Source organism: Hahella sp. NBU794, assembly GCF_050749805.1.
In the GTDB taxonomy this organism is placed as follows: domain Bacteria; phylum Pseudomonadota; class Gammaproteobacteria; order Pseudomonadales; family Oleiphilaceae; genus Hahella.
Genome location: NZ_CP192738.1, coordinates 495161 through 507589, shown reverse-complemented (window position 1 = coordinate 507589; position 12429 = coordinate 495161). Strand labels below are relative to the sequence as shown.

At 55.1% G+C, this 12429-nt stretch carries 12 protein-coding genes; 9 read left to right on the top strand and 3 right to left on the bottom strand.

All coding sequences use genetic code 11. The annotated features are described in order from the left end of the window. Both ACQYWX_RS02260 and ACQYWX_RS02255 read left to right on the top strand, forming a co-directional pair. Positions 1-1047, top strand: coding sequence for a chemotaxis protein CheB (locus ACQYWX_RS02260; RefSeq protein WP_279503761.1), 1047 nt, complete (start codon positions 1-3; stop codon positions 1045-1047). 136 nt (positions 1048-1183) lie between these two features. After that, positions 1184-1654 (top strand): chemotaxis protein CheW, encoded by a 471-nt coding sequence (locus tag ACQYWX_RS02255; protein ID WP_279503759.1) that lies wholly within the window; start codon positions 1184-1186, stop codon positions 1652-1654. 49 nt (positions 1655-1703) lie between these two features. On the opposite strand, the gene malE is transcribed toward ACQYWX_RS02255, so the two are convergent. Continuing rightward, positions 1704-2933: a maltose/maltodextrin ABC transporter substrate-binding protein MalE gene (gene malE / locus ACQYWX_RS02250; RefSeq protein WP_431687748.1), complete on the bottom strand. Its 1230-nt coding sequence runs from the start codon at positions 2931-2933 to the stop codon at positions 1704-1706. Positions 2934-3297: 364 nt separating this feature from the next. Between malE and ACQYWX_RS02245 the strand changes: the two genes are divergently transcribed. The 5 genes from ACQYWX_RS02245 to ACQYWX_RS02225 all read left to right on the top strand — a co-directional run bounded on the left by ACQYWX_RS02245 (position 3298) and on the right by ACQYWX_RS02225 (position 8304). After that, positions 3298-3786 (top strand): Fur family transcriptional regulator, encoded by a 489-nt coding sequence (locus tag ACQYWX_RS02245; protein WP_431687747.1) that lies wholly within the window; start codon positions 3298-3300, stop codon positions 3784-3786. Further along, complete coding sequence (znuC, locus tag ACQYWX_RS02240; protein ID WP_431687745.1) at positions 3783-4550, top strand: zinc ABC transporter ATP-binding protein ZnuC; 768 nt, start codon at positions 3783-3785, stop codon at positions 4548-4550. The genes ACQYWX_RS02245 and znuC overlap by 4 nt, the downstream gene beginning before the upstream one ends. Beyond that, positions 4543-5334: a zinc ABC transporter permease subunit ZnuB gene (gene znuB, locus ACQYWX_RS02235; protein WP_216738888.1), complete on the top strand. Its 792-nt coding sequence runs from the start codon at positions 4543-4545 to the stop codon at positions 5332-5334. Before znuC ends, znuB begins: the two co-directional genes overlap by 8 nt. Before the next feature lie 169 nt (positions 5335-5503). Next, a complete protein-coding gene (locus ACQYWX_RS02230; RefSeq protein WP_431687744.1) occupies positions 5504-7249 on the top strand; it encodes a PHA/PHB synthase family protein in 1746 nt (581 codons plus the stop codon). A 131-nt stretch (positions 7250-7380) separates the two neighbouring features. After that, positions 7381-8304: a hypothetical protein gene (locus ACQYWX_RS02225; RefSeq protein WP_279503751.1), complete on the top strand. Its 924-nt coding sequence runs from the start codon at positions 7381-7383 to the stop codon at positions 8302-8304. 23 nt (positions 8305-8327) lie between these two features. On the opposite strand, the gene ACQYWX_RS02220 is transcribed toward ACQYWX_RS02225, so the two are convergent. After that, a complete protein-coding gene (locus ACQYWX_RS02220) occupies positions 8328-9329 on the bottom strand; it encodes an AraC family transcriptional regulator (RefSeq protein WP_216738891.1) in 1002 nt (333 codons plus the stop codon). A gap of 662 nt (positions 9330-9991) precedes the next feature. Between ACQYWX_RS02220 and ACQYWX_RS02215 the strand changes: the two genes are divergently transcribed. Beyond that, positions 9992-10675 (top strand): SIMPL domain-containing protein, encoded by a 684-nt coding sequence (locus ACQYWX_RS02215; protein WP_011394511.1) that lies wholly within the window; start codon positions 9992-9994, stop codon positions 10673-10675. Between the two features lie 55 nt (positions 10676-10730). Then, positions 10731-11777, top strand: a complete 1047-nt coding sequence (locus tag ACQYWX_RS02210) for a succinylglutamate desuccinylase/aspartoacylase family protein (protein ID WP_216738892.1) — start codon at positions 10731-10733, stop codon at positions 11775-11777. A gap of 50 nt (positions 11778-11827) precedes the next feature. Here the strand turns inward: ACQYWX_RS02210 and folE are convergent, their stop codons facing one another. Next, on the bottom strand, positions 11828-12394 hold the full coding sequence (gene folE, locus ACQYWX_RS02205; RefSeq protein ID WP_216738893.1) for a GTP cyclohydrolase I FolE: 567 nt from the start codon (positions 12392-12394) through the stop codon (positions 11828-11830). Positions 12395-12429: the final 35 nt, after the last annotated feature.

Genomic DNA, 12429 nt, shown 5'->3' with positions numbered 1-12429 from the left:
ATGTCAGTGCAGGCTGCAAAAGTTGGCATTATTTCGGACTGCCCTTTACAGCGGCATATCATGCAAAGCGCGGTGGAAGGATACGGTTTTTCGGTGATCGCCAGCTGTGATCCTTCCCGGCTGAGCACGGAGCTCTTAGAGCGCCACGCCGCTGCCGAGGTATGGATCGTCATACTGACCGACGAAGACCGTTGGGCGGACGCCATTGATACGCTGATCGATCATAGCGAAGCCCCCGTCTTGTTCGGATTAGGCGAAGCGCCCAATAAGCACAGCCTTGATTACGCCAAGTGGGAGCGGCGCCTGTTCACCAAATTGGTGGAGTTGCTGGGCGAGCCGCCCACACTTAACCAGGCCAGCGCATCTCTAACCGCACTGGAAGCTTCTCCTGGCGGTCCTTCCGCGCTGCCATTGCCTCATCATATCCGGCCCGGCGGCGTTAACGATCCAGTGGAAAGGGTATGGATTCTAGGCGCGTCTTTAGGCGGCCCCGCGGCGGTGAAGAGCTTTCTCGACTGCTTGCCCTCAGGCCTGCCCGTCGCCTTCGTTTATGCTCAGCATATCGACCAGAACGCCGCCAATGTATTGGTGCGGGTGTTAGGTCGTCATTCAGCCTTCGATCTAAAAGAAGTGCAGCACGGCGCGCGCCTGCATTACGGCGAAGTGGTGATCATGCCTGTCGACCACGAAGTGGTGTTCAGCGTTGAGGGAACGATGGAGGTCCGAGAAAACGCCTGGCCGGGTCCTTATGGACCCTCCATTGATCAGGTCATGTTGAATGTCGGCGGCTATTATAGCGGCCGTTGTAGTGCGATTATTTTCAGCGGCATGGGCAATGACGGTTCTCTCGCCGGCCCTCTGTTGCGCGCCTATGGCAGTCGTATCTGGTCACAGACTTCGGACACCTGCGCCAACAGCTCAATGCCGGACTCCGTCGCCGCGACGGGATGCGTGGAGTTTCGCGGCTCGCCACATCAGTTGGCGGAAAAGTTACTGAAAACCGTAGAGCTTGAGGAACTGGCGAAGCGCAAGCGCGGCCTGGCCTGACGTTCCCTAACCCAGTCTGTTAAGCTAGACTCAGACTGAAGCTCTATCGGCTTGGACCTGCGGCTGGTCCAGAGAAGATATTCGCGCCCGCCGTGAGACAGGCGCCTGTAAGACAAACGATTTCGAGGATAGATTCATGGTGGAGCAAACCTCCGGACAGATCTCCTGTTTACTGATTCCCGTACAGGGAAAGAACTTGCTATTACCCAACGCCAGCATCGCTGAAATCGTTGACTATCAGGCGCCGGAGCCCGTTGAAGACGGCGCGGACTGGTTCCTGGGCTACATCCGCTGGCGCGGTCTGCGTCTGCCGCTGGTGTCTTATGACAAGGCCAATAAATCCGCCACAGGCGCACAATCCGCCCATACCCGGATCGCCGTCACCAATACCATTGGCGACAAGCATAAACAACTGCCATTCATGGCGTTCGTCACCCAGGGCCTGCCTCGTTTGATGAAAGTGCGGAGCGAAGAAGTCAGCGCCCACGAAAAAGCCGATCTGGGCCCTATGGACAAGATGATGGTGAAGGTCAGCGGCGAAGAGGCCATTATTCCTTCTCTGGAACAAATGGAGCTGCTCGCACTACAGGCGGTTTCCGCACGCTGATCGATTTACCGGGGCGCTCATGCGCCCCAGTCGTTTATAGAGTCAACGCTCAGCTTTCCTTATCGGAAAGATAGTGCCGCCGCCCCCAGCCTTTTAGTTCGTCCAGTTTCCGCAATCGATCCGCCATATCGTTCAGGGTTGCGCTGATCGCCGCCTCTCCTTTCAGCATCGCGGGCAACTTATAGGTAAATAATCCCCAGAAACGTTTCATTTCCGGCACATCCGGCATCAGCTCTCCTTTTTCCGCTGATACGAAGGTGTGGCGGATCAACGGATCAGCGGAAAGCTCTTTCATTAACTGAACATTGGCTACCGCGCCCAAGGGCTTGTCAGTATTTACTTTCTTTAGCCCCTCATAGGTCAGCAGATAGTCTTCCAGGAAACGCTGGGCCGCTTCTTTGTTTCTTCCCGCAGAATTGATTCCCGCAGCCAGCACGCCGACAAAAGGACGCCCTGGATGCTCCGCCGTCAGCCCGGGAATATAGTCCACGCCAAAGGAGATCCCCGCGTCGCGGATCTCACGCCAAGACCAGGGACCGTTGATGATCATCGCCACGTCGCCATTCTTAAAGCCGTTCATCATAGAGCCGTAATCTGCGGTCTTTTCCAGTACGTCCTGATCCAGCAGCTGCTTGATCGCTTGCACGGCATCGACGGAACCGCGGTTGTCAAAGCCGACGTCCGCCAGATTATAAACGCCGTCGGACTTGCCAAAGCTGTAGCCGCCGGCGCCAGCGATAAAAGGCCAGCTGAAATAAGTATTCTTATAGTCCCACTCAATGGCTTTCTTGCCTTGTTTACGCAAGTCGCGATCCAGCGTTATGACTTCCTGTAGCGTACGCGGAGGCGCTTTCACCAGCGCCTTGTTATAGATCAGGCTCACCGCTTCTATGGCGATGGGAAAGCCATATATATCGTCGCCAACCGTCAGCGCCCGCCAAGTGAAAGGCGCTACGCTGTCGCGCATCTTTTGAGAGGGGGTAACCGGCTCCAGAAAGCCGTCATTGATCCAGGGACCAAAACGTTCATGGGCCCATATGACAATATCCGGACCTTGCGCCGTGGGCGCGAGGCGGTCGAATTGAACGGTGAGATCGTCCGGCGTCTCCACCTTCACTTTCATACCAGTGGCTGCAGTGAATGCGGCGCCCACTTCGGCGACGCCTTTTGAGCCTTTGTCGGCTCCTATCCAGACAATGAGAGAGTCTTTTTCAAACGCGCAGGCGAAAGTGCTGACTAAGCATAACGCCAGTGTGAAAAGGTTCTTTAGCGCTGACATTCTTATTTTACCTCTGAAGTCTCACGGGGTTCGAAGTCTCGACCCGAGGACTCAGCGCGACCTTCCTGGCAATCCGGCATACGCCGGTTTCATTCCGCCCTGATTTATATTTTTATAATGCGGACGTCGACAAGCGCCTGTCGAACATCCAGCCAAGGATTATGGACCCTAACCGGCGGTTTTGCATACAAGCAACCTTATAAAAACGCGAAATTTCGCCACTTTGGCGACCTGTTTCACGTCAGGCGCGGCGATGAACGCCGTTGACGGTTTCAGCGCAAGCTCAATTGTTATAACATTACATTTCTTACGCCTCCGCCGACGACGGCGCTAACGCCTGCATTGCAACTCTTGCGGAATCATTATGAACAGCCAATCTGACAAAGCCGTGTTTCAGCAACATAATCACGCCTCCTGCATTCATGACGCGCTGATTACCGCCAAGAAACTCTGTAAAGAACGCGGTCTGAGACTGACTGATACACGCCTGCGGGTGCTGGAGCTGATCTGGCAATCTCACAAGCCCATCGGCGCCTACGACATCCTGGCTCAGTTTGGGCAGGAAGGCCGTAATTCCGCGCCGCCGACCGTATACCGGGCGCTGGAGTTTCTGCAGGAAAACGGTCTTGTGCATCGCATTGCGTCACTGAACGCCTTCATGGGTTGCGTTTGTCCGCAGGAAGGTCACCAAGGCGGCTTCTTGATCTGCAAACAGTGCAAACGCGCGCAGGAAATTACTGAGGACACTCTGCGCAAACAGTTGTTAAGCCTGGCGCAGGAGCAAAATTTCGAAGTGGAAAGTATGACGCTGGAAATCAGCGGCCTGTGCACCACCTGCAGGACCGCCCAATGAACGCGCCGCCATTGATACGTCTGCAAGACGTCACCGTGGAGATTCAAGGCCGCACGCTGATTGAAAACGTCACGTTCGACATCAATCCCGGCGAGATTATCACGGTCATTGGTCCCAACGGCGCCGGCAAGTCCACGCTGGCCAAAGCGCTCTTGGGCATACAGGCCTTAAGCCGCGGGGAAGTGTTGCGCCGTCCCGGCCTGAAAATCGGCTATATGCCACAGCGCTTTCACATCGACGCGTCTTTGCCTCTGACCGTCAAACGCTTTCTGCAATTGGCGCACAACCCGCAACGCTGGCGTGAAGCGCTGCAAAGAGTGGAAATGGAGCACGTCGCCAAACAGCCCATGCATACCTTATCCGGCGGCGAGCTGCAACGTGTGCTGCTGGCCCGGGCGTTACAGCGGGCGCCGGATTTATTGGTGCTGGATGAACCCGCGCAGGGAGTGGACGTTACCGGTCAGGCGGAGCTGTACCGCCTTATCCGCTCGCTTCGGGATGAACTGCACTGCGGCGCTCTGCTGGTCTCGCACGATCTTCATTTGGTGATGGCGTCTACGGATCAAGTGTTATGCCTGAACCGGCATATCTGCTGCGCCGGGCATCCAGAAAAAGTGTCTAACGAGCCTGCTTTCATCAATCTGTTCGGCACTCAGGCGGCGCGCTCGCTGGCGGTCTACCACCACCATCACGACCATCATCACCATGCCGACGGCACCGTCGCCGCCGGCAGCGAATGCTCTCACGGCGGCCACCATGTTTGATATTCTCATTCCCGCCCTGTTGGGGGGCATTGGTCTGGCTTTTATCACCGGCCCCCTGGGCTGCTTTGTGGTGTGGCGACGCATGTCCTACTTCGGCGACACCCTCTCCCATTCCGCACTGATGGGCGTGGCGTTAGGCTTGATGCTGGAGGTGAACGTCAGCCTCGCCATCACCGCCGGATGCGTGCTAATGGGCCTGACGCTGGCCCTGATGCAGAGGCAAAAGCATATCGCTACCGACACGCTGCTGGGCATCCTGGCGCACAGCTCCTTGTCTCTGGGCCTGGTGGCGCTGAGCTTTATGCGGGATCAGCAAGTGGACCTGATGAGCTATCTGTTCGGCGACCTGTTGGCGCTCAATTATCAGGATGTCATTTGGATTTTCGCTGGTGCGGTGGCGGCCATCATCATGCTCAAACTACTGTGGCGCTCCCTGCTGATGATGACTCTGAACGAAGATCTCGCAGCGGTAGAAGGCTACAACGTATTACGCACCCAGTTGCTATTGATGCTGATGATGTCGCTGGTCATTGCTCTCGCTATGAAAGTCGTCGGCGTACTGCTGGTGACCTCCTTGCTGATAATCCCCGCCGCCGCCGCCCGGCCCTTCAGCGATACACCGGAAAAAATGGCGGCGCTCGCCATCGCCAGCGGCGTCTTCGCGGTAGTGGCGGGACTGAGCCTGTCCTGGTGGTGGGACACTCCCGCCGGACCATCGGTCGTCGTTGCAGCGTTCGTCCTGTTTTTAAGCAGCATGGGCGCACACCGCCTACGCCACGCTTGACCCAAAGCAAAGCCGGCGAGCATTACGTTTCGCCGGCCGTCTTTCACGGTTGCTTTCAAAGCCTCAACTCCTTACTGTGATCACTCCACAAGCAGTCCCCGGATCTACCCAGGACGCGCTCCTGCGTTTCGCGTCGTGTTTTAACGTCTACTAAAACAAAGAGGCTAACGTGGACGACAGCTCTCTATTTGCGGAATCCAAGGCGATTGACCGCCTCCTGCATGCGTTTATCGGGTACGGCACTGGCGGCAATTCTCCCGCCGCTTTCATTCAGGCGTACACAGACTGGGTCAGTCATGCGGTCATGGCGCCCGGAAAGCAGGCTGAACTGGCCAAAAACATCTCCCGCAATCTGCTGCGTTATGGCGTCTATTGCTCCCGCGCCATCGCCAACCAGAACCCGGAGCCAGTCATTGAACCCCTTCCCCAGGATATGCGTTTTCGCAACGAGGAATGGGGTCACTTTCCCTTTAATCTGGCCTACCAATGGTTCCTGCTTTACGAGCAGTGGTGGCACTACGCAACCACGGATATTCCCGGCGTGTCGCCCCGCAACGAAAATATCGTCTCCTTTTGCGCGCGTCAGATATTGGATTTGATGTCTCCATCCAACATTCCCTGGTTGAATCCGGAGGTCATCAAGAAAACCCTGGAAACCGGCGGCAAAAATTTTCTCGACGGCCTGGAGAACTGGCGCGAAGACGCTCAGCGCCTGCTCAATGGCGACCCGCCTGTCGGCTCAGAAAACTACAAGGTTGGCGAGAACCTCGCCGTGACTCCGGGCAAAGTGGTTTATCGCAATCGCCTGATAGAACTGATTCAGTACGCGCCTACGACTGAGAGCACGTACAAAGAGCCAGTGCTTATCGTTCCCGCGTGGATCATGAAGTACTACATTCTCGACCTGTCGCCGCATAACTCCCTGGCGCGCTATCTTGTGGAGCAAGGCCATACGGTGTTTATGATTTCCTGGCTGAATCCGGATGGCAAAGATCGCAATCTCGGCATGCAGGATTATCTGCATCTGGGCGTGATGGAAGCGCTGGACGCTATCTCCGCCATCGTTCCCAACGCGCCGCCGATACACGGCGTCGGCTATTGTCTCGGCGGCACCCTGCTCAGCATCGCCGCCGCCGCGATGGCGAGAGATGAAGATAAACGACTCGCCACCATCAGCCTTTTCGCCGCGCAAACAGACTTCAAGGAAGCTGGCGAACTGATGTTGTTCATCAATGAAAGTCAGCTCACCTTCCTGGAAGACCTGATGTGGGAACAGGGCTACCTGGACGCCACGCAAATGTCCGGCGCCTTCATGATGTTGCGTTCGAAAGATCTGCTGTGGTCGCGCATCGTGCGCGAATATATGCTGGGCGAACGCAGCAAGATGAACGACTTGATGGCCTGGAACGCGGATACCACCCGCATGCCCTATCGCATGCACTCACAATATTTGCGCAGCCTGTTTCTGAATAACGACCTCGCCGAAGGCCGTTTTGAAGTGGATGACAGTCCGATATTTTTACGCGATATCCGCATTCCCATCTTCGTCGTTGGCGCCACCAAAGATCATGTCGCGCCCTGGAAATCCGTTTATAAAATCCGCCGTCTCACCAGCTCCGCGGAGATTACTTTCTTACTGACCAGCGGCGGCCACAACGCCGGCATCATCAGCGAGCCCGGTCACCCGAGGCGCAGTTATCAAATCAACACCCGCTACGGCAAGGACCGCAATTACAGCCCCGACGACTGGCTTAACATCGCGTCTCGCCATGACGGTTCATGGTGGCCAGCCTGGAGCCAGTGGCTGCGGGATCACAGCAGCCCTGAGCAAACCTCGCCTCCGCCGCTTGGCGCGCCGGATTCCGATTATCCGCAACTTTGTGACGCACCGGGCACTTATGTATATCAAAGATAAAGGCTTTCAGGCTTCCGCTTGATGCGGATAATAGGGAACTCTATAGTTACCGGCTGTCACGAATATGGAGTACGCTTTCAGCGGAAGTAGGTTGGTAACCGCCTGGGGGCGGCAATTATCCGGAGGATTCAATGCAGTCCCGCAATATGTACGGTTTTTTACTTTCTCTGCCATCACTCCTGGCGCTATTGGTGGGGCTATCGCTAACCGCAGCGATGTCCTATTTTTCCAATAAGCAGCAAGAAAAAGACGCTCATGCGCGTTTTGTCCAGGAAGCGCAGTTTATTGCACAAACGGTCCGCCGCACGTTCGAGCAAAATCGCGCCGCTGCGGAATTGTGGTTTCGCATGTGCAGCGCTCGTCCCGAGTCGGAGGACGCGGCCACTGACGCCACACGAGTGTTTTTGCAGGGATTTCCCAACATCAGCTCCATTGAGCACCTGATTATCGCCAAATCCGCCGATGATAGCCGTCGTTTCAGCGTAACGGACATCAACAGCCTGCAACCCCTGACGCTCAACGACATCAAGCGCGTCACCGAACTGCCCGAGCTGCAACCCGCCTTCGACGAGGCGTGGCGCAGCGGGGAAACCATCGCAACGCCGGTGACCCGCATCAACTCCCAGAATCCCGCCTACCGCGGCGAAGTTCGCTATATCCGTCGCGTCGACGATATGCTCATCGCCATCAGTTTCGATCTGGAGCACAGCCTGAAAACCGCGGTCGTCGACTACAAGCCTGAGGGCTTCACCCTATCCATGTTTGACTTGATGCGCTACGCCAGCGACCCATTAGTGAAGCTGGTGCTGCCGCCGGACGGTGAGGAGAATATTAAGAAACGCAAATCCTGGCTGTACAGCGATACGCTGGAACTGCCAGAGCGGCAGTGGCTGTTGCGCATTACGCCCAATCAGGCCTTCCATGATCAAACCAATAACCGTTACACGGTCACCCTATTTATCTCCGGAGCCATCATCAGCATTCTGTTGTCGTTACTGCTCGCCCGTCCCACGCGGAAGAGCGGTGAGGCGGACACTGATGCGGAAGGGTTTTAGAAGGCTAAGCCTTATGACGCCAGCTATTGCTGACTGCGATAGTTGGCGGGGCTCTCCCCGGTCCAGCGCTTAAACGCGCGGCTGAATGCGCTCAGCTCGGAGAATCCCAGCAGAAAAGCGATTTCACTAAGGGAATACTTGCCTTTTTGCAGATAATCCAAGGCTTTATCCTTACGCACCTGCTCCACCAGTTCCTGGAATGACACATCTTCCTGTTTCAATTTGCGGTACAGGGTGTGGCGCGACATGTTCATTTTCTCCGCCACTTTTTCCGCTTCGATATCGCCTCGGGACAAACGTTTGGCCACAATCGCCTTTACTTTGTGCGACACCGTACGGCGCAGGGACAGCTTTTGCAGCAGCGCCTCCACCTGGCGAGTTAGCGCCTGATGCAGATAGGGATTACGCTGGGGCAGTTCAAAGGTAAGAAAGTCTTTATTGAAGGCGAGGGAGCAACAGGGCTGGCCGAAGCTCACCGGGCATTGAAATATACGCTCGTACTCAGCGACATACTCAGGTTCGGGGTGAGAAAACCCCACTTTGGTCAAGAAGATCTTCTCGCTGACAAAGCGTCGCGCCCTGGTCACTGACAACGCCAGCATTCGATCCATGCCCGCGCGGTGATAATACTCGGGGCGTTCGCAGTGATACTCAATGACCGCATCGTCCCCCTGCAGGTGAAATTCCGTACGCACGCCCTCGTTCACTAGCGCAGACAGACGTACGTACTGCTTTAACCCCTGCTCCAGAGTGCGGTTGTTGAAGATAATGTGTCCAATCACCCCCATGCGACGCGAATCAACCCACTCTCCTACGTGCAGGCCAACAGCAGGGTCTTCCAAAGTTTCTTCTGCACGCGACCACAACAGATTATAAGCCGGTAACGGGACACGATAGTCCTGATCCTCCAGCATGGAGAGGTCCAGCTCAGCCTCAAGCGCCAACGCATTGATATCCATCCCTCGCTCAGCAAGCCAAAAGCAAAGCGCTTTAACGGTGGAACCGGCGACAGTGGGCTGATCCATATCAACTAATCTCAACCATTTAAATGGGACTGTTAATTATTATTAGCGGCCAATATAACAATCATCCACGTATGGCGGTAAGAGTCGGGGGCGATTTTTCCGCAACAATGCAGACGCTGTAGCAATTACAGAAGAAGCCGACCATAGCTGCGCAAAGTTGCAACAGAATGTCAAAAGCTTAACACAGGAGGTCAAGCCAGTTTTCTTTCGCCTTGATAATATGAATCCCGTAAACGTGAAGCAGTAGCCATCGTTTAACTGTGTTTTCAGGCCCTAGAGAACCGACTCAGGCCACTTGACTTAGGGAGAGACAAGTATGATGTATGATGAAAATTGGAAAGTCTGTGTTCCAAATACTGACCAAGAGCAAGCAAATTTTGCAGCGTTGGATGAGTATCTCAACAGCATCTACTACTGTTGACACCCTTTGGACTCCAGCCTGATGAAAGTGCACAATTCCTGCCGCGAAATTTATTTCGCGGTTTTTTTTTGTCCTGAATAAAGCACGTTGCTGAATTTTTTTCCCTCTCCCTTCTTTACTAACACGTCCCGTCGTAAATTCATTCGTCACCGCATCTCCTTAACTAAATTTATCTTTAGCACTTAGGATCATTTTGCTATGTTGCTGAACAGCAACTATTTTTAGGATTAGGGAGAAAATCATGTCGATAAGCAGATTTCTTGTACTCAGCGTTCTGGCCATGCCGGCGTTCGCTGCGGAGCAAACCAATTACGATCGCGTTCAACTCTCCACCGAAGCCAAAGGCGAACTGGAGAACGACATCATGCGCGTCGTACTACACTCCCAATCACAGCAGAAAACCGCGCAACAAGCGGCGGATGATGTAAACAAAGCCATGCGTTGGGCGCTGGATGAAGTAAAATCCGCCAAAAGCGTGAAGTATCAGACTCAGGACTACCGCACAGATCCCCGCTACAAAGAGCAAAAAATCGTAGCCTGGAACGCGGAGCAGTCTTTGAAACTGGAAAGTAAAGATATCGAAGCGCTGTCCGGCCTTATTGGCGAACTGCAGGAGCGTTTGAAAGTACAAAATGTGGAATTCGACGCCTCTGACGCTCTGAAAGCGGCCAAAGAAAACGAACTGATCGGCGAAGCGCTGAAATCATTTGGCGAGCGCGCCAAGTTGATTACCTCCCAACTGGGAGCGCAGAGCTACAAAATCGTAAACATGAATATTTCAAGCAGCGGTCCCGTCTATTATGCCCGCCAGGAAATGCGCAGCTTCGGCGCAGCCAAGATGGCCGACATGGCGACGCCTGCCGTCGCAGCCGGCACGCAAACGGTCACCATGACCGTCAATGGCGAAATCGAACTGGTGCGGTAACGCTTGGCGAACTTCGGACGAAGCCGCCGCTTGAAGACAGTCAGGATGTGCAACAATGGCGGTTAAGTCCAAACCTTTTGAATTTCTCGGCGCGCAGGTCGCGCCGGGACATCGTCAACAATTCGAGCTTCCCGTCGGACAGCTCTACACCCAAACCGATGTATCCATTCCTGTCGAAGTGGTTCACGGCAGGTCCAAAGGTCCGCGTCTGCTGATTTGCGCTGCGATACATGGCGACGAACTCAACGGCGTAGAGATCGTGCGGCGTGTATTGCACGCCACCTGGTTGAAAAATCTGAAAGGCACCCTGATCGCCGTTCCCATCGTGAACGTGCTGGGCACCATTCATCGATCCCGTTACTTACCTGACCGACGCGACCTCAATCGATGCTTTCCCGGTAGCGAAAAAGGCTCACTGGCGGCGCGTATGGCGCACCTGTTCACCACCTGCGTATTGCAACAGGCGGATTACGCCATTGACCTTCATACAGGCGCTATCGATCGCAGCAATCTTCCGCAAATAAGGGTACATCTGGACAACCAGAAAGCGGCGGATCTGGCGCATATGTTTGGCGTGCCGGTGATTATTGATGCGGAAATCCGTGACGGCTCCTTTCGCGGCGCCGGAGACGACCTTGGCGTACCGATCATCACCTATGAAGCGGGAGAAGCGCTGCGCTTTGATGAGAACTGCATCGCCGCCGGCGTTCGTGGCGTGCGCCGGGTGATGGAAGAACTGGGCATGATCAAGATGCGTGTGAAAGGCAGAGCTAAAGCTACGCCAGTGGTAGCGCGGTCCTCGCAATGGGTGCGGGCGCCGGTAGGCGGATTTCTGCGTGCTTTGAAACCCCTGGGAAGTCGGGTTAACAAAGGAGACTTGCTGGGCTACCTGAATGGCCCCCTGGACAGCCAGGGCGAACCCATTTTATCGCCCTGCTCCGGCATTGTCATAGGACGCAGTAATTTGCCGCTGGCTCATGAAGGCGAGGCGATCTTTCACATTGCGCGCTTTAATCAGGTGGACTTGGCGGAACAGGTAGTGGAGACATTCCACTCCGATATGGAGGATCATATTTCCCGCAGCGAAGCGCCCATCACCTGACAAGCGCCTGTGCGGAGGCCGCCGCGGTGCGGCGCCCCTGTCGATAGCGCTTACAGCGCCCGACGGCTATGCACCAGCGTGAGGAACTCACTGCGGGTGGAAGGATTGTTGCGCATGGAGCCCAGCATGACGGATGAGCTCATAACCGAGTTCTGCTTCTCAACGCCGCGCATCATCATGCACATATGGCGCGCTTCGATGATCACGCCGACGCCATGAGCGTTGGTGACCTTCAGGACGGCTTCTGCGATCTGTCGGGTCAAATTCTCCTGAATCTGCATTCGACGTGCGAACATATCCACAATGCGCGCAAACTTCGATAAGCCCAACACCTTGCCATTCGGAATATAGGCAATGTGGCAACGCCCGATGAAGGGCAGCAGATGGTGTTCACACAGGGAGTATAATTCGATGTCCTTAACCAGAACCATTTCGTCCGTATCCGACTCGAAAATCGCTCCGTTGGTGACTTCCTCTAACGACTGGTTATAGCCGCGACACAGGAACTGCATCGCTTTGGCGGCGCGCTTAGGCGTATCGCGCAGTCCCTCTCGGTTAACATCTTCTCCGAGGGATTCAATAATTGCGCTGTACTGCGCGACCAGTTTGTCTAACATGTTGGTTCCTCTACATTACCTATGGATCATTATGA